At 64.5% G+C, this 21322-nt stretch carries 23 protein-coding genes, 1 pseudogene and 1 riboswitch; of the genes and pseudogenes, 5 read left to right on the top strand and 19 right to left on the bottom strand.

Translation table 11 applies throughout. The annotated features are described in order from the left end of the window. Nucleotides 1–551: 551 nt before the first annotated feature. From NMB38_RS16145 to cobO, 14 genes and pseudogenes are all read right to left on the bottom strand, one after another. Complete coding sequence (locus NMB38_RS16145; protein ID WP_125922438.1) at nucleotides 552–1103, bottom strand: glutathione peroxidase; 552 nt, start codon at nucleotides 1101–1103, stop codon at nucleotides 552–554. Between the two features lie 46 nt (nucleotides 1104–1149). Continuing rightward, complete coding sequence (locus NMB38_RS16150) at nucleotides 1150–1272, bottom strand: hypothetical protein (protein WP_255212321.1); 123 nt, start codon at nucleotides 1270–1272, stop codon at nucleotides 1150–1152. Next, nucleotides 1269–2471 (bottom strand): MFS transporter, encoded by a 1203-nt coding sequence (locus tag NMB38_RS16155; protein ID WP_494354839.1) that lies wholly within the window; start codon nucleotides 2469–2471, stop codon nucleotides 1269–1271. Before NMB38_RS16155 ends, NMB38_RS16150 begins: the two co-directional genes overlap by 4 nt. Before the next feature lie 171 nt (nucleotides 2472–2642). Next, nucleotides 2643–3005: pseudogene (locus tag NMB38_RS16160) on the bottom strand (glycosyl hydrolase); the annotation flags it as partial. A gap of 22 nt (nucleotides 3006–3027) precedes the next feature. Beyond that, nucleotides 3028–3750: an adenosylcobinamide-GDP ribazoletransferase gene (locus NMB38_RS16165; protein ID WP_027913934.1), complete on the bottom strand. Its 723-nt coding sequence runs from the start codon at nucleotides 3748–3750 to the stop codon at nucleotides 3028–3030. Nucleotide 3751: 1 nt separating this feature from the next. Then, entirely contained in the window at nucleotides 3752–4318 is a 567-nt protein-coding gene (cobC, locus tag NMB38_RS16170; RefSeq protein ID WP_345956353.1) for an alpha-ribazole phosphatase family protein, read from the bottom strand. Then, nucleotides 4315–5370, bottom strand: coding sequence for a nicotinate-nucleotide--dimethylbenzimidazole phosphoribosyltransferase (cobT, locus tag NMB38_RS16175; protein WP_345956354.1), 1056 nt, complete (start codon nucleotides 5368–5370; stop codon nucleotides 4315–4317). Before cobT ends, cobC begins: the two co-directional genes overlap by 4 nt. Beyond that, nucleotides 5367–5888 (bottom strand): bifunctional adenosylcobinamide kinase/adenosylcobinamide-phosphate guanylyltransferase, encoded by a 522-nt coding sequence (cobU, locus tag NMB38_RS16180; RefSeq protein ID WP_345956355.1) that lies wholly within the window; start codon nucleotides 5886–5888, stop codon nucleotides 5367–5369. The genes cobT and cobU overlap by 4 nt, the downstream gene beginning before the upstream one ends. Before the next feature lies 1 nt (nucleotide 5889). After that, complete coding sequence (locus NMB38_RS16185; RefSeq protein ID WP_027913930.1) at nucleotides 5890–7344, bottom strand: cobyric acid synthase; 1455 nt, start codon at nucleotides 7342–7344, stop codon at nucleotides 5890–5892. Further along, nucleotides 7341–8333 (bottom strand): threonine-phosphate decarboxylase CobD, encoded by a 993-nt coding sequence (cobD, locus tag NMB38_RS16190; protein ID WP_027913929.1) that lies wholly within the window; start codon nucleotides 8331–8333, stop codon nucleotides 7341–7343. Before cobD ends, NMB38_RS16185 begins: the two co-directional genes overlap by 4 nt. Next, the gene (gene cbiB, locus NMB38_RS16195) at nucleotides 8326–9234 is read right to left on the bottom strand and encodes an adenosylcobinamide-phosphate synthase CbiB (protein ID WP_027913928.1); all 909 of its coding nucleotides are present in this window, start codon (nucleotides 9232–9234) and stop codon (nucleotides 8326–8328) included. The genes cobD and cbiB overlap by 8 nt, the downstream gene beginning before the upstream one ends. Next, complete coding sequence (gene bluB / locus NMB38_RS16200; RefSeq protein ID WP_088523267.1) at nucleotides 9231–9881, bottom strand: 5,6-dimethylbenzimidazole synthase; 651 nt, start codon at nucleotides 9879–9881, stop codon at nucleotides 9231–9233. Before bluB ends, cbiB begins: the two co-directional genes overlap by 4 nt. Beyond that, the gene (locus NMB38_RS16205) at nucleotides 9878–11173 is read right to left on the bottom strand and encodes a cobyrinic acid a,c-diamide synthase CobB (RefSeq protein WP_088523266.1); all 1296 of its coding nucleotides are present in this window, start codon (nucleotides 11171–11173) and stop codon (nucleotides 9878–9880) included. The genes bluB and NMB38_RS16205 overlap by 4 nt, the downstream gene beginning before the upstream one ends. Next, a complete protein-coding gene (gene cobO / locus NMB38_RS16210) occupies nucleotides 11170–11781 on the bottom strand; it encodes a cob(I)yrinic acid a,c-diamide adenosyltransferase (protein ID WP_027913925.1) in 612 nt (203 codons plus the stop codon). The genes NMB38_RS16205 and cobO overlap by 4 nt, the downstream gene beginning before the upstream one ends. Nucleotides 11782–11901: 120 nt before the next feature. Then, nucleotides 11902–12122: riboswitch (cobalamin riboswitch) on the bottom strand. 153 nt (nucleotides 12123–12275) lie between these two features. Between cobO and NMB38_RS16215 the strand changes: the two genes are divergently transcribed. Continuing rightward, entirely contained in the window at nucleotides 12276–13592 is a 1317-nt protein-coding gene (locus NMB38_RS16215; protein ID WP_345956356.1) for a PQQ-dependent sugar dehydrogenase, read from the top strand. A gap of 6 nt (nucleotides 13593–13598) precedes the next feature. On the opposite strand, the gene NMB38_RS16220 is transcribed toward NMB38_RS16215, so the two are convergent. The 5 genes from NMB38_RS16220 to NMB38_RS16240 all read right to left on the bottom strand — a co-directional run bounded on the left by NMB38_RS16220 (nucleotide 13599) and on the right by NMB38_RS16240 (nucleotide 18095). Beyond that, nucleotides 13599–14138: a C40 family peptidase gene (locus NMB38_RS16220; RefSeq protein ID WP_027913923.1), complete on the bottom strand. Its 540-nt coding sequence runs from the start codon at nucleotides 14136–14138 to the stop codon at nucleotides 13599–13601. A 141-nt stretch (nucleotides 14139–14279) separates the two neighbouring features. Beyond that, nucleotides 14280–14918: a C40 family peptidase gene (locus NMB38_RS16225; protein WP_028686867.1), complete on the bottom strand. Its 639-nt coding sequence runs from the start codon at nucleotides 14916–14918 to the stop codon at nucleotides 14280–14282. 127 nt (nucleotides 14919–15045) lie between these two features. Further along, complete coding sequence (gene hda / locus NMB38_RS16230) at nucleotides 15046–15753, bottom strand: DnaA regulatory inactivator Hda (protein WP_027913921.1); 708 nt, start codon at nucleotides 15751–15753, stop codon at nucleotides 15046–15048. A gap of 159 nt (nucleotides 15754–15912) precedes the next feature. Beyond that, on the bottom strand, nucleotides 15913–17016 hold the full coding sequence (locus NMB38_RS16235) for an AI-2E family transporter (RefSeq protein ID WP_049695542.1): 1104 nt from the start codon (nucleotides 17014–17016) through the stop codon (nucleotides 15913–15915). Between the two features lie 11 nt (nucleotides 17017–17027). Then, nucleotides 17028–18095, bottom strand: a complete 1068-nt coding sequence (locus NMB38_RS16240; RefSeq protein WP_049695541.1) for a DUF2066 domain-containing protein — start codon at nucleotides 18093–18095, stop codon at nucleotides 17028–17030. A gap of 286 nt (nucleotides 18096–18381) precedes the next feature. Here NMB38_RS16240 and purM point away from each other — a divergent pair, with 286 nt between their 5' ends. The 4 genes from purM to NMB38_RS16260 all read left to right on the top strand — a co-directional run bounded on the left by purM (nucleotide 18382) and on the right by NMB38_RS16260 (nucleotide 21210). After that, the gene (gene purM, locus NMB38_RS16245) at nucleotides 18382–19440 is read left to right on the top strand and encodes a phosphoribosylformylglycinamidine cyclo-ligase (RefSeq protein WP_027913919.1); all 1059 of its coding nucleotides are present in this window, start codon (nucleotides 18382–18384) and stop codon (nucleotides 19438–19440) included. Continuing rightward, nucleotides 19440–20093, top strand: coding sequence for a phosphoribosylglycinamide formyltransferase (purN, locus tag NMB38_RS16250; protein ID WP_027913918.1), 654 nt, complete (start codon nucleotides 19440–19442; stop codon nucleotides 20091–20093). Before purM ends, purN begins: the two co-directional genes overlap by 1 nt. A gap of 8 nt (nucleotides 20094–20101) precedes the next feature. Beyond that, nucleotides 20102–20812: a DUF3108 domain-containing protein gene (locus NMB38_RS16255; RefSeq protein ID WP_028686870.1), complete on the top strand. Its 711-nt coding sequence runs from the start codon at nucleotides 20102–20104 to the stop codon at nucleotides 20810–20812. 215 nt (nucleotides 20813–21027) lie between these two features. Continuing rightward, entirely contained in the window at nucleotides 21028–21210 is a 183-nt protein-coding gene (locus NMB38_RS16260; RefSeq protein WP_023534042.1) for a hypothetical protein, read from the top strand. Nucleotides 21211–21322 lie beyond the last annotated feature (112 nt).

Raw genomic sequence — 21322 nt, forward strand, 5'->3', positions numbered from 1 at the left:
CGCGGGTGGCGCACAGTCACCCTTCCGCCCTTACGGCGGCTCACTTTTTGTCTTGTCAAAAAGTAAGCAAAAACCGCCTGCTCCTATCATCCGGCCCCTACGCTGCGCTCCGGGGTTCCCTCGCTCCGGGCTTGCTCCCGGGAGGACCGCGCTGCAGGCCCCATCCTGGGGCCCAGCGCTTGACAGGCATCCATGCCTGTCACCTCCCTCCGCAAGCCCTGCGCTCGGCCTCCTGAAGTCGCGAGCTGTGTTGCCTGGGCTACCGCGCGCTTAGAAGCAAGAGCAAAAGCATTAGCAAGAGCAAGAGCCAAAACAGCGCATTTCTCTGAACTTGATAGTTGAGCAGCTGCCCAACTTTCTGGATTACACATCACCCCTGTAGGAGCGGTCGGCCCGGTACCCCAGGAAGGCCGCCCCTACAAGCTACTGTGGGTAATTGGCTAAGTACACTTAAGCACCTTATATATACTTGCCACAGATCACCTATACAGCTCCATCACTGGAAGCCCCCATGCTCTAACAGGGATCGCTACTTGATCAAACCAAAAAGATCAGGGCTGCGAGGCGATAGCCTTCTCAATCGCTGCTCTAAACTCGACGTCATCCGGTTTCGTCAAACTCGAAAAACTACCAATCACCTTGCCCTGGCGATCAATTACATACTTGTAGAAGTTCCACTTGGGCGCACTGCTCTGCCTGGCCAATTCAGCGAACATCGGAATCGCATCCTTGCCCCGTACCGCCTGCTCCTTGGTCATGGTGAACGTCACACCATAATTCGCATAACACACCTTCGCCGTCTTCTCGCTGTCCGCATCCTCCTGCTTGAAGTCGTTCGAAGGCACACCCAGCATCTCCAACCCACGGCCATGGTACTGCTTGTACACCGCCTCAAGCCCCTCGAACTGCGGCGCAAACCCGCAATAGCTCGCCGTGTTGATCACCACCAAGGGCTTGCCGGCAAACCGCTCGCACAAAGCGACCTCACCCTTGCCCCGCAACTCCGGCAACGAACCCTGCAACACGGCCGGGCATTCGGTCGCCCAGCTGGACGCGCTGGCCATCAACGCCAATACCGGCACCACCATCCACTTCACGCTCATGACATCTCGCTCCTGCTCGATCAACCTTGAACTGGCAGCGTAGTGCCTAACAGGCGCCCATGCCCAATTGCATGAGCGCCATGCCGCCCTCGTGCCACCCCCACCAGACCAGCGTCAGCACCAAAAGCGCCGCCACCGCGAGGGCGATACGGATCAGTCCAGGGCTCATGCCGCTGTTGCCTGCAAGCGTGCCACAGGCCGTTCACGAACCGGCCAGTTGAGCGCCGCAGCCAAGACACTCAGCAGGATCGCGATCTGCCAGACCAGGTCATAACTGCCAGTACGGTCATACACCACGCCTCCCAGCCAACCGCCCAGAAACGCCCCAAGCTGGTGAAACAGGAAGACGATACCGCCAAGCATCGACAAGTTGCGCACGCCAAAGACCGTCGCGACGGTACCGTTGGTGAGCGGTACGGTGGACAGCCACAACAGGCCCATCGCAATACCGAACAGGTACGCGCTGAAGGCACTCACCGGCGCCCAGAGAAACAGCACGATGACGACTGCACGCAGCAGGTAGAGCCCGGTCAGCAACCGTGGCTTGGACAGGCGCCCGCCCAGCCAACCGGCCGTGAACGTGCCCACGATATTGAACAGGCCCACCAGGGCCAGCACGGTCGTGCCCGTGGTGGCTGGCAGATGCTGGTCTACCAGGTACGCCGGCAGGTGCACCCCGATGAACACCACCTGGAAGCCACACACGAAAAAACCTAGCGCCAGCAACCAGAAGCCGGCATGCCCACAGGCCTCACGCAGCGCCTCGCCCAGGGTCTGCTCGTTGCCGTACGCGGGCAAGGGCCGGTCGCGCAACAGGCCTACCAACGGCACGATGAAGGCGACCAGCAGGCCCAGTACCAGCAAGGCGGCCGACCAGCCCAGCCATTGGATCAGGCCGAGGGTGCCGGGCAGCATGGCGAACTGACCGAACGAACCGGCGGCACTGGCAATGCCCATGGCCATGCTGCGCTTTTCAGGCGGCACGGCCCGGCCGACGACGCTCAGGATGACCGAAAAGGACGTACCCGACAGGCCGATGCCGATCAACAGACCAGCGCTCAGTGACAACGACCAGGCAGAATCGGCCATCCCCATCATCGCCAGGCCCACCGCATACAGCACGCCGCCCACCATGACCACCCGCGAGGCGCCAAGACGATCGGCCAACGCCCCGGCGAACGGCTGGGCCAGGCCCCAGATCAGGTTCTGCAAGGCGATGGCGAAGGCAAAGACCCCTCGACCCCAGCCGAAATCGGCGCTCATCGGCGCCAGGAACAGGCCAAAGCCGTGCCTGACGCCCAGTGACAGCGCGAGGATCAGCGCCGCCCCAGCCAACACCCATCCACTGGTTCGCCATACAGACGTCATTGTTATTGTCTCCAGCCCATCGCAAGGTCGTCAGGTGCTGCCGCTGATAAAACCTGATATTCCAGGGACGGTGACCGCCCTGTACGTCGAGTCATCAAGGAAGCATTTGGTTACAGCATGAACGCTGGAGCCGACTGACAGCAAGCAGGACATCAGCAGACGTCGCCATTGGTCTATGGCCAGTCGTTTGCGTATCGGTTCGAACGCCGGCGTCGCCTGCCGTGGCAGCGGGTCGGGCAACCCCTGGTCGATCGCCTGCCAGTAACGCCAGGGCACTTTGGCGGTACCCAATTCGTAATCCATCCCGTCCCAGCTGTCTTCGCGCAAACTGTAGAACGCCCAGTGCACGCGGTGCTGATCGAGCACGCCCAGTACGTCCTCCAGGTACTGCCGACAGCCTGACAGGCGGCGCGTGCAGCCGAACTCGCCCACCACCAGGCGCGAACGGGGCACGTTCGTGGCTTCGGCCCTGTTCAGCGGGGCCTGCAGGTACTGCGCCACGCGCTGGCCGTCCCCTTGCTGAGGCTGGCCGGAAGACCGCGCTGCCGCGATTTGCTCAGCGGATCACGACAAGGCCCAGCAGGACGGTGAGCTCAAGCAGTTCCAGCAGTGCACCTGCGGTGTCGCCCGTGGTGCCGCCCAGACGATTGCACATCACCCTGCGCAATGCCACGAACACGACCGCCGTCAGCACCATTGCCCAGCCGGTCAAAGCCAGGCCCAGGCCAGCACAGGTCAACAGTACCCATCCCGCTGCGCGGCGGGGCATGTGATCGGCCAGTGCCTGGCCTAACCCGCCAGGGCGCACATAGGGAGTACACAGGAACAACCCCAGCATCGCTGCTCGACCAATGACCGGTGCAAGCATCAGTTGCAGGCCAGCCCCCTGCTCGATCAGTGCCCACAAGGCGCAGAACTTGAGCAGCAGCACCAAAACCAGCGTCACCACCGCTGCCGGCCCGCTGCGCGGGTCCTTCATGATCTGCAGCGTGCGTTCACGATCACCAAACCCACCTAGCCAGGCATCTGCGCTGTCTGCCAGGCCGTCCAGGTGCAGCGCGCCACTGAGCAGCACCCAGAGGGTCAATAGCAAGGCAGCATGCAGCGCCGCCGGAACGCCTTCGAGCCAGTGACTGGCCAGCCACAGCACCAGACCGAACAGCAGCCCGACCAAGGGGTAGTACAACAACGAGCGGCCCACTTGGCGTGGCGTTGGCATGCCAGGCAAGGTGACAGGCAGGCTGCTTAGAAACTGCAGGGCAATCCAGAATGGCTGCATGCTAACCCTCCTCAACCAGCTGGCCATCCTCGCCGACTTGCAAGCACACCCGTGCGCCATGGCCGACTTCCACCTGCAACAGCTGCGCCCTGGGCAGGCCCCGGGCGCGGGCCAGCAGCAGGCGCATGACACCCCCATGGGTGACCAGCAGTACGCGCTTGCCGCCATGCTGGCGGTACAACCCCTCGATGGCTGTCAGGACGCGCTGCGCAAACGCCTGGACCGGCTCGCCATTGGGCGGCGTATAGCCATAGGGGTCAGCCCAGAACTGCCCAAGCGCCTGTGCGTCGTGTTCCATGATCTGCAACGCCGTACGCCCTTCCCAATCGCCGAAATGCAGCTCTTGCAATGCAGGCTCGCGCTGCACGGGCAGGCCCAGCCTGGCGCCCAATTCATCGGCGAATCGGCCACAGCGCTGCAACGGCGAACTGACCAATGCCTGCCAAGGCCCTGCGTCGGCCACGGCAGCGCGCATTTGGGCCCAGCCCTTTTCGGTCAGGGCGTCATCGAGGCTGCCACGCAGGCCACCTTGCTCGGTTTCCCCGTGGCGCAGCAGGTCGAGCCTCATGCCGGGCGGTCCTCCACGGCAGCCTCGGCAAAGGTCGCCATCTGCGCGTGTAGCGCGCAGGCCAGCCGCAGCAAGGGCACGGCCAGCGCGGCACCGCTGCCCTCACCCAGGCGCAGCCCCAGGGCCAACAGAGGCTCGGCCTGCAAAGCGCTCAGCACCGCCTGGTGACCAGGCTCCGCACCTTGGTGGGCGAACAACAGCCAAGCGCGGCACTGCGGGTTGAGGCGCACGGCCACCAAGGCCGCCACGGTGCAGATGAACCCGTCCACCAGCACAGCCACACCCGCCTGGGCGCATGCGAGATAAGCGCCGACCAGCGCCGCCAGCTCGAAGCCCCCCACACAGCCCAGCGCACGCAGCGGCTCATCGGCCGCCAGGCGGTGCAAGGCCAGGGCTCGCTCGATGACGTACGCCTTGTGCTGCACGCCGGCGCTGTCCAACCCGGTGCCTGGCCCGCTCAATGTGGCTGGCGGACAGGCGAGCAGTACGCTGGCCAGCGCCGCCGCTGCGGTGGTGTTACCGATGCCCATTTCGCCGCCGATGAACAGCTGTGCACCGTGGGCCGCCGCCCGCAGCGCGCTGTCACGACCTGCCTGCAGGGCGGCTTGCAGTTGTGCCTCGCTCAGGGCGGGCTGTTGGGCAAAATTGGCCGTACCGGGGCCAAGGTGCAGGTGGCGAACGCCCGGCAATGCGAGCGTCGGGTCGACAGTGCCGAGGTCGACCACCTCCAGGGTGGCGTGCAGTTGGCGCGCCAGTACGCTGATGGCTGCACCCCCGCCGACGAAATTGCGCAACATCTGGCCCGTCACGGCCTGAGGGTACGCCGAAACGCCCTCCTCGACCACGCCGTGGTCGCCCGCGAACAGGCTGATGGCGACGTGCTCCAGCGACGGCCGTTCGCAGCCCTGCAGGCCTGCCAACTGAATGGCGAGCGCTTCGAGCTGGCCGAGCGAACCGGCAGGCTTGGTCAATTGTTGCTGCCGCTCGCGTGCTGCGGCCATGGCCGCCTCGTCAAGGGGCTGGCAGGGCATCTGCCACCAGACAGGGTTCATGATGCAGGTCCTTTGAGCGTGAGTGGGAGGCCGGCGACCGTGAGGATCACCTGCTGGCAGCGTTCGGCCACCGCCTGATGCACGACACCGGACAAGTCGACGTAACGTCGCGTCAGCTCGCCCATGGGCACCACGCCCAGGCCGGTCTCGTTACTGACCAGGATGATGTGGCCGGGCAGGTGCTCAAGGCAGCCCAACAAGGCATCACGCTCCTCGGCCAGCCGGCGCGGGTCGTCCAGCATGAGCAGGTTGGTCAGCCATAGCGTCAGGCAGTCCACCAGCAGGCAGCGGTCAACGGCCGCTTCGGCCTTCAGTACGGCGGCCAGGGCCAAGGGTTCTTCAATCAATCCCCATTCCACTGGCCGGCGCTGGCGGTGCAGCTGCACCCGCTCATCGAGTTCGCCGTCCAGCGGCTGACTGGTGGCGATATAGGTCACGGGCAGGCCGCAGGCGGCTGCCCGCTGCTCAGCGAGGCGGCTCTTGCCAGACCGGGCTCCGCCGATCACGAACGTACGCACGTCAAGGTACTCCACACAATTGGCGCAGGCGCTGGGTGTCCAGGTGCTTGTCCACCAGGTCAGCCAGGCGTTCGATGTCGCGCTCGCGCAACGCCTCGTAGTCGATCAGTTGCACGTCTTCAAGCCCAGCCCAGCGCAGCAGGGCCGCGCAGGAGGCGCTGCCCTCGAACAACCCGTGCAGGTAAGTGGCCAACACCTGGCCGTCCGTGCTGATGGCACCCTCGCAGCGACCGTCGGCCAGGCGAATCGCTGGTTGCGCCAGCGCAGGGCCAGTGGTGACACCGGCATGGATCTCGTAACCGGTCACAGGCGATGCATCCAGGTGCAAGGTCCCGGCGACGTTGCGCAACTGCTTGTCGGCTTCCAGCACCGTGGCGTAGTCCAGCAGGCCGAGCCCGGGGCTGGAGCCTGCAGCGCCTTCCAGGCCCAGCGGATCGTGCACCTCGCGCCCAAGCATCTGCAGGCCGCCGCAGATACCGATCACCTTGCCGCCATAGCGCAGATGGCGTTCGATGGCCTTGTCCCAGCCGCGCGCACGCAATTGCGCCAGGTCGCCACGGACACTCTTGGAGCCTGGCAGGATGATCAGGTCCGCTGGCGGCACCGGTTGACCGGGGCCGATGAACTGCAGGTCGACCTGCGGATGCAGGCGCAGCGGGTCGAAGTCGGTGTGGTTGCTGATACGTGGCAGCACAGGCACGATCACCTTGAGCACACGCTGCTGCTTTTCGCCCTGGCGCCGGTCGATGCCGTCCTCGGCTTCAAGGTGCAGGTCGGTGACGTACGGCAGCACGCCGAGCACGGGTTTGCCGGTGCGCTGCTCCAGCCAGTCGAGCCCGGGTTGCAACAGGGCGATGTCGCCCCTGAAGCGGTTGATGACGAACCCTTTGACGCGCGCCTGCTCGCTGGGCGACAGCAGTTCGAGGGTACCGACCAGGTGGGCGAACACACCCCCGCGGTTGATGTCGGCGACTAGAATCACCGGGCAGTCCACGGCCTCGGCAAACCCCATGTTGGCAATGTCGCCAGCCCGCAGGTTGATCTCGGCCGGCGACCCTGCGCCCTCCACCATGACCACCGGCCAGCCCTGGCTCAGGCGCTGGTGCGAGGCCAGCACGGCCTGCATGGCAATGGCCTTGTAATCATGGTAGGCAACCGCGTTCATGCTGGTCACCGCACGGCCATGGATGATCACCTGGGCGCCGGTGTCGCTGTTGGGTTTGAGCAGCACCGGGTTCATGTCGGTGTGCGGCGCCAGGCGACAGGCTTGGGCCTGCACCGCCTGGGCCCGGCCGATCTCGCCGCCGTCGGCGGTCACGGCGCTGTTGAGGGCCATGTTCTGCGGCTTGAACGGCACCACGCCGATGCCCTGGCGCAGCAGCCAGCGGCACAGGGCAGTCACCAGGGTGCTCTTGCCGGCGTCGGAGGTGGTGCCTTGTACCATCAGGGTCGTCATGTAAGGTCCTTGCGGTAGGCACTGAGGGCTTGGGCCAATCGTCGTTCGTCCGCCTGGCTGGGCGGTAACCCGAAACGCAGGGCCGCCGGCTGCTCGAACAGGCGCACCAGCACCCCGTGTCGTGCGAGGTGATCGTGCAACCGGGCGGCATGCTCGCACCGCACGTACTGGAACAGGTCACAGCCGCCGGCGGGCGCCAGCCCTGCATGGGACAGCAAAGCCGCCAGGCGTTCGCTGGCGCCTGCACAGCGCTGGCGCTGCAGCTGCTGCGTGGCCAGGTCGGTCAGGCTGGCCTGGGCCAGCACCCGGCTGGGGCCGTTGATGGTCCACGGGCCGAGCAATTCGGCCAGGCGCTGCAGCACGCTGTGCTCTGCGGCCACGAAGCCCAGGCGCACACCGGCCAGGCCGAAGAACTTGCCGAACGAGCGCAGCACTATCAAACCCGGGCATTCGGCACGTTTGATCACAGTGTTTGCGGGGCTGTTGTCCATGAAGGCTTCATCGACCACCAGCCAGCCGCCGCGTGCTGCCAGGCGCTGATGCCACCCCAGCAGTGTGGGCGCAGGCACGACGCGGCCGGTGGGGTTGTTCGGATTGACCAAGACCAGCACGTCGAGATTGTCGATCGCGTCGTCGACCTGGTGCTCATCCAGCTCAAGCAACGTGTGCCCAGTCCGCTGCCAGGCATAGGGGTGCTCGGCATAACAGGGTGTCAGCACTCCGACTCGGCTCGGGCTGCGTAACAGGGGCAGGGCCTGGATGGCAGCCTGTGAGCCCGCCACGGGCAGCAGTCGCGTGGCGCCGTAGTAGCTGCACGCCGCCTGCTCAAGGCCATCGTCTGTTTCCGGCAGGCGTGCCCAGGCTTCGATAGGGATCGGCGGTATCGGGAAGGACCAGGGCGCAATGCCACTGGACAGGTCCAGCCACTGCTCGCGGGCGATGCCATATTGCCGAACCGCACGCAGCAGCCGACCTCCATGTTCAAGCATTCAGGTAAGCTCCCAGACACAACACCAACAGCCACAGCCATACCCCACGCTGCACCAGTGTCCAGCCGCCCTCGATGGCATCGGGGCTGGCCGCAGGGCCGTCGCCCAGGCGCGGGCGGTCGTGCAGTTGGCCGTGGTACACCGCCGGCCCGCCCAACTCGACACCCAGCGCCCCTGCCCCGGCCGCCATGACCGGGCCAGCATTGGGGCTGTCCCATAGCGGCCCCTGGCGGCGCCAGCAGGCCAGCGCCAGGCGGGTTTTGCCCAGCACTGCGTAGGTGAGTGCGACAAGGCGCGCCGGCACATAGTTAAGTACGTCATCGATGCGCGCCGCGCACCAGCCGAAGCGCTCGAAGCGTTCGTTTCGATAGCCCCACATGGCATCGAGGGTGTTGCTCAGTCGATAAAGCACCACCCCTGGCGCCCCGGCCACGGCAAACCAGAACAAGGCGGCGAACACGGCATCGCTGCCGTTTTCCAGCACCGACTCGGTGGCCGCCCGCGCCACCGCCGTCTCGTCCAGCTCACGGGTTTCACGGCTGACCAGATACCCCACTCGCCGCCGTGCTTCTTCCAGATCGCCCTGGCGCAAGGCCGTGGCCACCGGCAGCACATGTTCGCCCAGGCTACGCAGCCCCAGGGCGCAGTACAGCGCCAGCACATCGACCAGCCAGCCGATCACCGGCAGCCAGGAGAGCATGAGGGCCAGCAAGGTCAGCGGCACCACGGCCAGGAACCAGGCGCTCACGCCATGACTGCGCCAACCGCGCCCGCCGGCATTGAAGCGCCGCTCCAGGCTGCTGGCCATGTTGCCGAAAGCAACCAGCGGGTGGCGCCGCCGCGGCTCACCGAGCAACGCATCCAGGGCCACACCGGCCACGCTCAGCAACGCCACGCTCATGCGCCTTCTCCCCACCGGTTTTCAAACAGCATCTCGTGCAACGGTCGTTCTTCGGCCCAGCTCTGCATGACCAGCATGGGCGCAGGATAGAATGCCGCCACCGGCCCCAGGCACAGCACGGCCACGGGTTTGGCGCCGCTGGGCATGCCAAGCAACGCTGCCAGCGCCTGGGGATCGAACAGCGATACCCAGCCCATGCCCAGCCCTTCGGCACGGGCGGCCAGCCACAGGTTCTGGATCGCGCAGGCGAGCGAGGCCAGGTCCATTTCAGGCAGGGTGCGGCGCCCGAAAATGTGAGGCTCACGGTTGTCCATCAAGGCGGCGACCCATAGTTCGGCGCACTCGTTGATGCCCTCTACCTTGAGCTTCATGAATTCGTCCGAGCGCTCGCCCAGCGCTTGTGCAGTCAACGCCCGTTCGGCCTCCACCAGGGCCTGGATGCGCCCACGCAGGGCCCGCTCGGTGATGCGGATGAACCGCCATGGCTGCATCAAGCCCACGCTCGGTGCCTGGTGGGCTGCGCTGAGTAACCGTGTCATGACCTGCGGCGCCACCTCGCCTTGGGCGAAATGGCGCATGTCGCGCCGCTCGCCGATGGCGCGATAGACCGCGGCACGCTCCTGGTCGCTGAACGCATGTTCGTTCATGGGCAGAGCAGCGCTGCGGCTGCCTCCGGGTTGGAGGGGAAGTAGAAGTGCACGTAGGACGCGGTCAGGCGGCCCAGGCGATAGACCGCTTCGTTGCCGCGCCCACCGTTGGGGCTCAACCCACGTGCCAGCGGCTCGAGCGCGGTGCTGGTCAAGGAGTGGTGGTAGGTATGGCCGCGCAGCATGCCCTCGGGCAGTTCGACCGCCTGCAGAGCCAGGGCCGCCAGGCGCTTTTGCATGGTCGCCTCCCCCGGCAGCAACCCAAGCAACTCGACCCTGTCCCCGGCCACGTCGGTCAGTGCGTCGAGCAGATACAGCATGCCGCCGCATTCGGCGAGCAACGGCTTGCCCTGGGCATGATGGGCGCGGATGGCCTGGCACATCGAGGTGTTGCGCGCCAAGGCATGATGGTGCAGCTCGGGGTAACCGCCGGGCAGGTACAGGCTGTCCACTGGGGGCAATTCGACGTCATGCAGGGGGGAGAAGAACTGCACCTGTGCGCCTAGACGGCGCAACAGGTCCAGGTTAGCGCCATAGAGGAAGGCAAAGGCTTCGTCGCGGGCCACACCGATACGTACGCCCGCCAAGGTGGCCTGGGCGGGTAACGGATCGGCCGGTTCGAAGGTGACCGCCGGTGGCAAGGCGGCATCGCAACTGGCGCCCAATGCCTGGGCGGCAGCGTCCAGGCGTGCGTCCAGGTCGTTCAACTCGCTGGCCTGCACCAACCCCAGGTGACGGCTGGGCAGTTCGATGCCGCGCTCGCGGGACAAGCCGCCATACCAACGCAGGCCCTCGGTGAGGCTGCCTTCGAGCAGTTGCGCATGACGCAGGCTGCCCACCCGGTTGGCCAGCACCCCGGCGAACGGCAGATCCGGCTGATAACGCGCCAGGCCCAGGGCCAGCGCGCCAAAGGTCTGGGCCATGGCCGTACCGTCGATAACCGCCAGCACCGGCACGCCGAAGTGACGTGCCAGGTCGGCGCTCGAAGGGGTGCCGTCGAACAGCCCCATCACCCCTTCGATGAGGATCAGGTCGGCTTCACCTGCCGCCTCCCAGAGCAGCCGGCGGCTTTCCTCGGCACCGATCATCCACAGGTCCAACTGGCAGACGGGGGCACCGCTGGCGCGTTCGAGAATCATGGGGTCGAGAAAGTCAGGCCCGCATTTGAACACCCGCACCTTGCGGCCCAGATTGCGGTGCAGGCGCGCCAGCGCGGCAGTGACCGTGGTCTTGCCTTGGCCAGAAGCCGGCGCGGCAATCAGGACGGCGGGGCAATGGCGGGCCTGGCTCACAGCTCGACGCCCTTCTGGGCACGGATACCGGCCTGGAAGGCGTGCTTGAGCATGCCCATTTCGGTCACGGTGTCGGCCAGCTCGACCATTTCCGGCTTGGCCGCGCGACCGGTGACGATGACGTGCTGCATGGGGGGGCGAGCCTGGATGTCCGATAGCACCTGGTCCAGATCAAGGTAGCCGTGCTTGAGCGCAATGTTGAGCTCGTCGAGCACCACGAACTGCACCGCAGGATCCTGCAGCAGTTGCCTGGAGACGGCCCATGCCGCTTCTGCCGCCGCAATGTCACGCTGGCGGTCCTGAGTTTCCCAGGTGAAACCCTCGCCCATCACGTGATAGCGCACCTGTTCGGGAAAGCGCCTGAAGAACAGCTCTTCGCCGGTACTGTTGCGGCCCTTGATGAACTGCACCACCCCGCACTGCATGCCGTGGCCCAGGGCCCGGGCAAGCATGCCGAAGGCCGAGCTGCTCTTGCCTTTGCCATTGCCGGTGAGCACCAGCAGCAGGCCGCATTCGTTGGGGGAATTGGCAATGCGTTCGTCGATGACCGCTTTCTTGCGCTGCATCCGTGCCAGATGGCGTTCGTCGCGCTCGGTGGCGTCGCTCATGGGAGGTTCTCCGCTGGCTGACACCACGATCGAGCGCCGTGTCAGGGAATGGGCAGGCAAACGGAGCGCGCGCAGGGGCATTGGCCAAGGCCAGTGGTCACCGCGCATCACCCTCCGTGATGCCGTTGGCAGTATCAGGCCGGTCTCCGGGCTCGTGAGCGGGCCGCTGGCCCTGACCTGCGCGCCTTCCCGGGTATGGTCACCCAGTGGCCCTGCGCGGCCGTCACTCACTTACCGTTGCGGGGGCAGCGCCGGAATCGCACCCTGTGGGCACTCACCGACTTCCCAGTTTCACCCTGGCCAGACGTTGCTGGCGGGGCACCTGAAACACGCGCGAAGGTTAGAGGGTTGCACCCGGAGCGTCAATCGACGCGGCTCGCCTGGCGGCGCAGGAGGGATGGCCGAGCCACCCGCGTCAGCTCCGCCGCCTGTGCGACTGAACCCGCCGCGTTCCACAGCCTCTGAATCAATAGAACCTGCCGAGGACGTCGACCATGAACCGCGTGGCACTGCCTGTTGCACTTCTTGTAAGCCTGGGCTTGGGTGGCTGCGGCGAAACGGCGCGCCTGACAGTGGCCGACGGCACCGGCCCTGCGCCGCAGTTGCCCTCCCCCGCCAAGACCCTGCTCCCCACCGTGAACATCGCGCCAGCCGTCGGCTGGCCCGCCGGGCGCATGCCTCAGGCTGCACCCGGGTTACAGGTGTCGCGCTTTGCCGGTGACCTCGACCATCCGCGCTGGCTGTACGTGCTACCCAATGGCGACGTGCTGGTGGCAGAAACCAACGCACCTGCCAAGCCCGAAGACGCCAAGGGTATCCGCGGATGGGCCATGAAGCGGGTCATGGCACGCGCGGGGGCTGCCGTGCCCAGCCCTGATCGCATTACCCTGTTGCGCGACGCCGACCAGGATGGCGTTGCGGAAATCCGCCATACCTTTGCCGACGGGCTGAACTCGCCCTTTGGGATGGCGCTGGTGGGCAATGATTTTTACATAGCCGATACGGACAAGCTGCTGCGTTTTCACTACCAGCCCGGGGCACGCCAGGTAACCGGCCCGGCAGAAGTAGTTACCCTGCTGCCAGCCGGCCCGTTGAATCACCACTGGACCAAGAATGTCATCGCAAGCCCTGATGGGCAGCGCCTCTACGTCACCGTGGGCTCAAACAGCAACGTGGGTGAAAACGGACTCGACCAGGAGCAGGGTCGCGCCGCAATCTGGGAGATCGACCCCAGCACCGGCAAGCACCGCCTGTTCGCCACCGGCCTGCGCAACCCTAACGGGCTCGCCTGGGAGCCTAACAGTGGCGCACTGTGGACGGCGGTCAACGAGCGTGACGAAATCGGCAGCGATCTGGTACCGGACTACATCACCTCGGTACACGCGGGTGGATTCTATGGGTGGCCCTACAGCTACTACGGCCAGCACGTGGATGAGCGCGTGCAGCCCCAGGACCCCGCCAAGGTCGCCCGAGCACAGGTACCCGACTATGCCGTTGGACCGCATACTGCTTCACTGGGATTGGCCTTCGTCGGGCCGGATGTGCTACCTGCTCGTTTTGGAGCAGGCGCATTGATTGGCCAGCATGGGTCCTGGAACCGCAAGCCCCACAGCGGCTACAAGGTGATATTCGTACCCTTCGACGCCTCAGGCAAACCGTCGGGCCGGCCCATGGACGTGCTCGACGGTTTTCTGGATGAAGGCGGCCAAGCCATGGGCCGCCCGGTGGGGGTTGCCCTGGAGGGTCGCGGGGCCGTGCTGGTCGCGGACGATGTGGGCAATGCCATCTGGCGCGTCAGCAAAGCTCGGTAACCCGTCTCAGGGGTTCTGTGCCAGGTGCCCCTGAGGGATGACCCGCTTGGCCTGCAGGTAGGCCTTGGCCCAGTAGCTGTTGGACAAATAGTCCAAACGCACCGTACCGCCAGTGCGAGGCGCATGCACGAAGCGCCCGTCCCCTACATAAATGCCGGCATGGCTCACCTGCGAGCCGCCACTGGTCGCGAAAAACACCAGATCACCCGACTGCAAGGATTTCACATCCACGGTAGGCGCACGCATGCCGATCATCTCCCGCGTGGAGCGCGGCAGGCTGATGCCGGCGGCATCGCGGTAGACGTACTTGATCAGACCACTGCAGTCGAAACCCGAATCGGGCGTATTGCCGCCCCAGCGGTAGGGCGTCCCAACCAGGCCAATGGCGCGAATCAGTACGTCATCGGCAGTGGGCGAGAAGCTGGGTTGGCTGTAGGTAACCTGAGGCTGCACAACCCGCACAGGGGCAGGCGCCTGAGGTTGGCTGGAGCAGGCCGCCAATAAGGCTGCCAGGGAAATGAAAGCGAAGCGCGCCATCGTTGTCATGGCCAAAACATCCTGTATGGGAACGCTGGGCCGCAGCGGGATAGAGTTGAGAAATTAGATTAGACGCTTTCTGTAAATACGCACGGCGTCGAGCTTTTTTGCAAAGCAGCGACGCCGTGGTTAGGACACATCAGATTGCCATTAGTTGCGCGCGATATGCGTCGGCGCCATGGCCAAGGCACGTTTGGCCTCGAGGAAGGTCTTGCTCCAGTAACGGTCACCGAGGCTATCGATGCGCACGCCCCCGCTACGGCGGCTGCTGGAGTGAATGAACTGGTTGTCGCCCAGGTAGATGCCAGCATGACTGACACGACCACGGCCGTTGGTGCTGAAGAACAGCAGATCGCCAGGCTTGAGTTTGTTGCGTGCCACCTTCGGCGCATCGACGTTGATCATCTCGCGGGTAGAGCGCGGCAAGGTCATGCCTGCCTCTTCGCGGAACAGGTAGCCGATGAAGCCGCTGCAATCGAAGCCGGACTGCTCCGAGGTACCACCGAAGCGATAGCGGGTGCCGATCAACGACATGCCGCGCTCCAGAATGCTGTCGGCCAGCACTGGCAGCTGATAGGGCTTGCTGCTGGAGAAGACCTCCAGTTCATCGTCAGTAGCCACTTCCTGGGGTTCGCCAAACACTGGCGAAGACGAGGCCTTGGCCTTGATCGCCGGCTGTACGGCGACCGGGGTGTGATCCTGAGGCTGGGATACCGGGCCTTGGGCCGCGCAGCCAAAAAGCAGGGTCACGAGTGCGAGTGGCACGAGGGGTGCGAAGCGCTTGAGCATGGGCACAACCGTGTCTGTAATCCTTTAGTGGGGTGGAACTATGCCCACTATAAGTTCCATTTGCAAATTTTATCGAAAAAGATGTGACTTTTCCGTGGGATGGCTCTGGCCCCGTGTTTTCAGGGGGTCACCAGCCCAGGGTTTCCTTGAGGAAAGGAATGGTGAGTTTGCGCTGGGCTTGCAGAGATGCCTGATCGAGCCGTTCCAGCAGATCGAACAGCGCACTCATGCTGCGCGCGCCGCGGGTAAGGATGAAGTGACCCACTTCGTCGGTCAGGTGCAGGCCGCGCCTGGATGCCCGCAATTGCAAGGCACGTAGCTTGTCTTCGTCGGACAGCCCGCGCATCTGGAACACCAGGGCAAGGGTGAGGCGGGATTTCAGGTCAGGCAGCTTCACCGGCAATTCCCGCGGGGAAGCGGATGCTGCCAGCAGCAGCCGACGGCCACTGTCGCGCAAGCGATTGAACAGGTGGAACATGGCCTCCTCCCAGTCCGGCTTGCCGGCGATGACGTGCAGGTCATCGATGCACACCAGTTCGTACTGGGCCAGGTAGTCCAGAAGACCGGTACCGCGTTCGAGCAGCTGCGCCAAGGGCAGGTAGACGGCAGGCTCGCCCCGTTGCTGGAAACGATGGGTGGCTGCTTGCAGCAGATGCGTGCGGCCCACGCCTTGTTTGCCCCACAGGTAGATGAGGCTCTCGGTCCAGCCGGCGTCGGCTTCGCAAAGCCGCTCGACATACCCCAACGCAGCGGCATTGGCGCCCGGATAGTAGTTGATGAAGGTGGCGTCGTCGCGCAGGCGCACACCCAGGGGCAACTGGATCGGTGGTTTCATGCTCGCGGGCGGTCGACAGGACCGCAGGGGGCCTTTTGTGGACAATCTGCAAAGTCTATACCTGCCAAGCGGGGTGCACAATGACGCCGCTGCAGAGTCCAAGCAAAATCAATGGGTTGCACTCTCCCAGCGCTAACCCGAGACTCACCTGCCGCCCTGTCACGGCTGATCGGGTGCGGGGGGATCGAGGGGGACTGGGACTTGAGCATCCCCTGCATACATGTCCGACTCCTTGTACAAGCCGTGCACGTGGCGCAGCAGCACCATGATGACCGCCGCCACCGGCAACGCGAGCAGCACGCCCGTGAAACCGAACAGCTCACCGCCGGCCAGGATGGCGAAGATCACCGCCACAGGGTGCAAACCGATCCGGTCGCCTACCAGTAGCGGTGTCAGCACCATGCCCTCGAGTGCCTGACCGACCATGAAGACCGCAACGATGCCGAGCATGGGATACAGATCGCCACCGAACTGAAACAGTCCTGCCACCAGCGCCGCGCCGATGCCAATGATGAAGCCCATGTAGGGGACGATGGCCGCCAGACCGGCCAGCATGCCGATCAACAACCCCAGTTCAAGCCCGACCAGCATCAAGCCTGCCGAGTAGATGATGCCCAACGCGACCATCACCAGCAGTTGCCCACGCACGAACGCACCCAGCACCTCGTGGCACTCGCTGGCCAGCTCGACGACTTTCGGCTCGCTCTGCCGCGGCAATAAGCTGCGCAACTTGGCCATCATCAAGTCCCAGTCACGCAACAGGTAGAACCCCACCACGGGAATCAGCACCATGTTGGCCACCCAGGCCATCAACGCCAGGCTGGAGGCCGTTGCCTGGGACAAGAGCATGCTGACGATATCGGTGGTCTGCCCCATGTGAGCGCCGATGGCCGCCTTGATCTTGTCGAATTTCCAGAACCCGTCGGCAAGGCCCAGGCGCCCCTGCACCCAAGGCAAGGCGACGTGCTCGAGCCAGTCAAGCACTTGCGGCGCCAGCGCATACAGGCGCACCAACTGCTTGGCCAGCATGGGGATGAGCACGAGCAACAGTGCAAGCATCAGCAACGTGAACAGCCCGAACACCACCACTACGCCCCAGGTCCGTGACAACCCCAGGCGCTCCAGGCGATCGACCAGCGGGTCGGCCAGATACGCCAGCAGAATGCCGACCAGAAAAGGTGTGAGAATGTTGTGCAGGCTATAAAGCAGGGCAATGACGATCAATGCCACGCCCAGCCAGATCCAACGACGCATGTCAGTCATGAACGACCCTCTTACCAACCAAAGCGCAAGCCATCGAACGTTTCGGCACCAGCCGCAGGCGACACTGGTGGCTCGTCTGGGGACGTACCCACTGGCCCAGGGGTCACCTGCGGCGCAGGTATCTGCTCGGCCGGGACTTCCCTGAGCTTGGCCAATGCCAGCTGAGCCCGTAGTTGTTCGCGGCTGGCGGTGACCGAATAGGTCAGCACGTCGCCGTCGACCCGCTTCAACTGCGCGCCGTAGGACTCCAGAACCCGGGCCAGCTCAGCGTAGCGCGGCAGGTTCATGCCCTGGACCTGCATCTGCACTTGGCCACCGGCCCCGGGTCGCGTCACGTAACGCGGTGCCAGCCGCGTACTCACCGCAAGCATCACGGCGTCGGCAAGCGCTGCCGGGTCCGCTCCTTCGGCGCTGCCCTGCTCGCGCTCACCGCCCAGCCACAATTGCCATTTACCTTGCCATTTGCCGTCGACCTGCTGGGCGTGCACAGCCAGCAGAGCATCGGCGCCGTAGCGCTGGGAGACTTCACGCAGCGGCCCCGGGTCCTTGGCGTCGATATGCTTGGCATCGGCCACCAATTGCTCTTGCAGATCGGCCAGAGGCAGGCGCAGCGGCAAGCCCCGGTGACGGGCCGCGCGCCGCAACGGCTGGGCGCTGGGCTGGCCGTCCCCTACCAAGCTGGTGCCGTCAACGCTCTCGACGAGCCACCAACCCAGAATCGACGGGCGATTGCTGCCCCACAGACTAAGGCCCGCCTTGCGCAGGGCACGTTCGGTGCTACCGGGGTCGAACTCGACCCGCACGGTTTCGGGCGGGCCAGCGTCGCTGCCCACCTGGTTGACGATCGGTTGCGGGTCCTTGCGCAGTGCGGCCAGCGCCGGGCTCTGCACGGCCTTGGAGTCGCCGGTCAGGCGCAGCACCAAGGTGTCGAAGGCCTGGCTGGTCGCCGCCGCACGCGCCTCGGCGCCCTGCCCGGCCACTGGCTCGCGTACCTGATAGAGGCCGGAGACGTTTTCGGCCTGGGCCGCGCCTGCGATCAACGCCAGACATCCCATGACCCAAGTAGTGAAGAAGCGCATCGTTGTGTCCTTGTGATCTGGAACGGCGAGTTTCAAGCTTCAGCGCTCACACCTCAAGCGGCACGGTTAAAGGTAGCACCGGCAAGGCCAGGCTTCTGGCGATCTTGCAGGGGCAAGGGCCCTAAATTCACCTGCCCGTCGGCCGGAGGATGGCCGCTGCCCGGCAACCCTGATAAAATCGCGCGCCTTCACAGACCACTGATGTCACGGTTAGCCGCTGCATGGCTGCCGGCCCTTGCCGTCAGGGTCGTTTTTACGAATCCCTCCCTCCTAAAGGCCTGGATCAATGAGCAAGCAACCCTCCCTGAGCTACAAGGACGCCGGTGTAGACATCGACGCCGGCGAAGCACTGGTCGAACGCATCAAGGGCGTGGCAAAACGCACCGCACGCCCTGAAGTCATGGGTGGCCTGGGCGGCTTTGGCGCCCTTTGCGAGATCCCGGCCGGCTACAAGCAGCCGGTGCTGGTCTCCGGCACCGACGGCGTGGGCACCAAGCTGCGCCTGGCGCTGAACCTGAACAAGCACGACAGCATCGGCCAGGACCTGGTCGCCATGTGCGTGAACGACCTGGTAGTTTGCGGCGCCGAACCGCTGTTCTTCCTGGATTACTACGCCACTGGCAAGCTGAACGTGGACGTGGCGGCTACCGTGGTCACCGGTATCGGCGCAGGTTGCGAACTGGCGGGCTGCTCGCTGGTCGGCGGCGAAACCGCCGAGATGCCGGGCATGTACGAAGGTGAGGACTACGACCTGGCGGGCTTCTGCGTAGGTGTAGTGGAAAAGGCCGAGATCATCGACGGCTCGCGCGTGGCCACCGGTGATGCGCTCATCGCTCTGCCATCCTCGGGCCCGCACTCCAACGGTTACTCGTTGATCCGCAAGATCCTCGAAGTCTCGGGCACCGACGTCGAAAGCACCCAGCTCGACGGCCAGCCACTGACCGACCTGCTGATGGCGCCAACGCGCATCTACGTCAAGCCGCTGCTGCAACTGATCAAGAACACTGGCGCAGTCAAGGCCATGGCCCACATCACCGGTGGCGGCCTGCTGGACAACATCCCGCGCGTATTGCCGGCCAATGCCCAGGCGGTCATCGACGTGGCCAGCTGGCAGCGCCCAGCCGTCTTCGATTTCCTGCAGGAAAAGGGCAACGTCGACGAGCATGAAATGCACCGCGTACTCAACTGCGGCGTGGGCATGGTGATCTGCGTAGGCCAGGACCAGGTCGAAACTGCCCTGAGCGAACTGCGCAACGCCGGCGAACAGCCTTGGGTCATCGGCCATATCACCGAGGCCGCAGAGGGCGCTGCTCAGGTCGAGTTGCAGAACCTCAAGGCACACTGATGCCGAGCAAGCCCTGCAATGTCGTGGTACTGCTGTCGGGTTCCGGCAGCAACCTGCAAGCGCTGATCGACAGCAGCGCCATCCCGGACAGCGCCGTGCGCATCGGCGCGGTCATCTCCAACCGCGCCGATGCCTACGGCCTGCAGCGCGCAGCCGCTGCCGGTATCGAAACCGCAGTACTCGACCATACCGAATTCGAAGGCCGCGAAGCCTTCGATGCGGCCCTGGTGGCGTGTATCGATGGGTTCGCCCCGGACCTGGTGGTGCTGGCGGGTTTCATGCGTATCCTCAGTGGCGGCTTCGTGCGCCACTACCAGGGTCGCCTGCTCAACATCCATCCTTCGCTGCTGCCTCGCTACAAAGGGTTGCACACCCATCGACGCGCCCTGGAAGCAGGGGATGCCGAGCATGGGTGCAGTGTCCATTTCGTCACCGAGGAACTCGATGGGGGCCCGTTGGTCGTACAGGCTGTCGTGCCGGTGGCACCCGATGACACGGTCCAAAGCCTGGCTCAGCGGGTTCACGCACAGGAACACGTCATCTACCCAATGGCTGTTCACTGGTTCGCCAACGGCCGCTTGCGTCTTGGCGAACAAGGTGCATTACTGGATGGCCAGCCCCTGTCGGCCAGCGGTCATTTGATTCGATCCTAGGAGATACTATGCGTCGCGCCCTGCTCTTGGCTCTTGCCGTGCTTGCCCTGCCCCTCCAGGCAGCAGACCTGAAGCCGTTCTCGGCCAGCTACACCGCCGACTGGAAGCAACTGCCCATGAGCGGCACCGCCGAACGTAGCCTGGTCAAGAATGCCGATGGCACTTGGGACCTGAACTTCAAGGCGTCAATGATGATCGCCAGCCTGACCGAGCAAAGCTCGTTGCGCCTGGAAAACGATACCTTGCTGCCGCAGCGTTACCACTTCGAGCGCGGCGGTCTTGGCAAGGCCAAGAAGGTCGACTTGAACTTCGATTGGGCTGCCAAGAAAGTGACCGGTAGCGATCGTGGCGATGCCATCACCCTGCCGCTCAACCGTGGGGTGCTCGACAAGTCGTCCTATCAACTGGCGCTGCAGCACGATGTCGCCGCAGGCAAGAAGAGCATGACTTATCAGGTGGTCGATGGTGACGAGATCGATACCTATGACTTCCGCGTGCTGGGCACCGAAAAAGTCACCACCAAGACCGGCCAGGTGGATGCCGTCAAGGTCGAACGTGTGCGTGATCCAAGCCAGAGCAAGCGCATCACCGAGCTATGGTTTGCCAAGAACTGGGACTACCTGCTGGTGCAATTGCGCCAAGTGGAAACCGATGGCAAGGAATACGTGATCGTCCTGCAGGACGGCACGGTCGATGGCAAGTCGGTCAAAGGTAACTAACGTTCGAGGTTGTCGGCGTTTAGCCGTAATCAACGCAAAGCCCCGCCCTGTGCGGGGCTTTTCTTTGGCCGGGCATAAGGCAGTCGCGCCAGGGCATGCCATGGCTACATGAAACTTGTTTCATGACCGTTTTATTTACTTAGGCTGCTAACAAACTCTATAAATAAGGCGTGCGACAGACTGTCGCACCCAACCCGAAAAAGTGGAGTTTAACGATGACAGTTCAAGTGACCGAACGCGACGAATCGAAAATGTCCCACGAAGGCCTGGCCGCAGGCGTGCGGATCTGGGATGTGCACCAGCAGGGCCAGTTGGTCGGGATGTTCCACAACGAGCACGAGGCGCAACAGTACCGTGTCGAACTGGAAGACCTGGAAAAGCAGCGCACGACGCAGTGACAGCGATCTTCAGAAAAACCATGATGTGAATAGTCGTCGTGGTGCCAGGGGCCGCCTCGCGGCCCAGCGCACACAATGCGGCCCTGCCTAACCGATTCACGATCAGACAGGG

Source organism: Pseudomonas sp. FBCC-B35, assembly GCF_059133755.1.

Coding starts and splice junctions, on each gene's coding strand:
- NMB38_RS16215 (WP_345956356.1), top strand. CDS start 12,276: ATGAACCGCGTGGCACTGCCTGTTGCACTTCTTGTAAGCCTGGGCTTG.
- cobC (WP_345956353.1), bottom strand. CDS start 4,318: ATGAGGCTCGACCTGCTGCGCCACGGGGAAACCGAGCAAGGTGGCCTG.
- purN (WP_027913918.1), top strand. CDS start 19,440: ATGCCGAGCAAGCCCTGCAATGTCGTGGTACTGCTGTCGGGTTCCGGC.
- NMB38_RS16235 (WP_049695542.1), bottom strand. CDS start 17,016: ATGACTGACATGCGTCGTTGGATCTGGCTGGGCGTGGCATTGATCGTC.
- cbiB (WP_027913928.1), bottom strand. CDS start 9,234: ATGAGCGTGGCGTTGCTGAGCGTGGCCGGTGTGGCCCTGGATGCGTTG.
- NMB38_RS16225 (WP_028686867.1), bottom strand. CDS start 14,918: ATGCTCAAGCGCTTCGCACCCCTCGTGCCACTCGCACTCGTGACCCTG.
- NMB38_RS16150 (WP_255212321.1), bottom strand. CDS start 1,272: ATGAGCCCTGGACTGATCCGTATCGCCCTCGCGGTGGCGGCGCTTTTG.
- NMB38_RS16260 (WP_023534042.1), top strand. CDS start 21,028: ATGACAGTTCAAGTGACCGAACGCGACGAATCGAAAATGTCCCACGAA.
- cobD (WP_027913929.1), bottom strand. CDS start 8,333: ATGCTTGAACATGGAGGTCGGCTGCTGCGTGCGGTTCGGCAATATGGC.
- NMB38_RS16220 (WP_027913923.1), bottom strand. CDS start 14,138: ATGACAACGATGGCGCGCTTCGCTTTCATTTCCCTGGCAGCCTTATTG.
- NMB38_RS16255 (WP_028686870.1), top strand. CDS start 20,102: ATGCGTCGCGCCCTGCTCTTGGCTCTTGCCGTGCTTGCCCTGCCCCTC.
- cobT (WP_345956354.1), bottom strand. CDS start 5,370: ATGAACCCTGTCTGGTGGCAGATGCCCTGCCAGCCCCTTGACGAGGCG.
- NMB38_RS16240 (WP_049695541.1), bottom strand. CDS start 18,095: ATGCGCTTCTTCACTACTTGGGTCATGGGATGTCTGGCGTTGATCGCA.
- cobO (WP_027913925.1), bottom strand. CDS start 11,781: ATGAGCGACGCCACCGAGCGCGACGAACGCCATCTGGCACGGATGCAG.
- bluB (WP_088523267.1), bottom strand. CDS start 9,881: ATGAACGAACATGCGTTCAGCGACCAGGAGCGTGCCGCGGTCTATCGC.
- hda (WP_027913921.1), bottom strand. CDS start 15,753: ATGAAACCACCGATCCAGTTGCCCCTGGGTGTGCGCCTGCGCGACGAC.
- NMB38_RS16185 (WP_027913930.1), bottom strand. CDS start 7,344: ATGACGACCCTGATGGTACAAGGCACCACCTCCGACGCCGGCAAGAGC.
- NMB38_RS16145 (WP_125922438.1), bottom strand. CDS start 1,103: ATGAGCGTGAAGTGGATGGTGGTGCCGGTATTGGCGTTGATGGCCAGC.
- NMB38_RS16155 (WP_494354839.1), bottom strand. CDS start 2,471: ATGACGTCTGTATGGCGAACCAGTGGATGGGTGTTGGCTGGGGCGGCG.
- NMB38_RS16165 (WP_027913934.1), bottom strand. CDS start 3,750: ATGCAGCCATTCTGGATTGCCCTGCAGTTTCTAAGCAGCCTGCCTGTC.
- purM (WP_027913919.1), top strand. CDS start 18,382: ATGAGCAAGCAACCCTCCCTGAGCTACAAGGACGCCGGTGTAGACATC.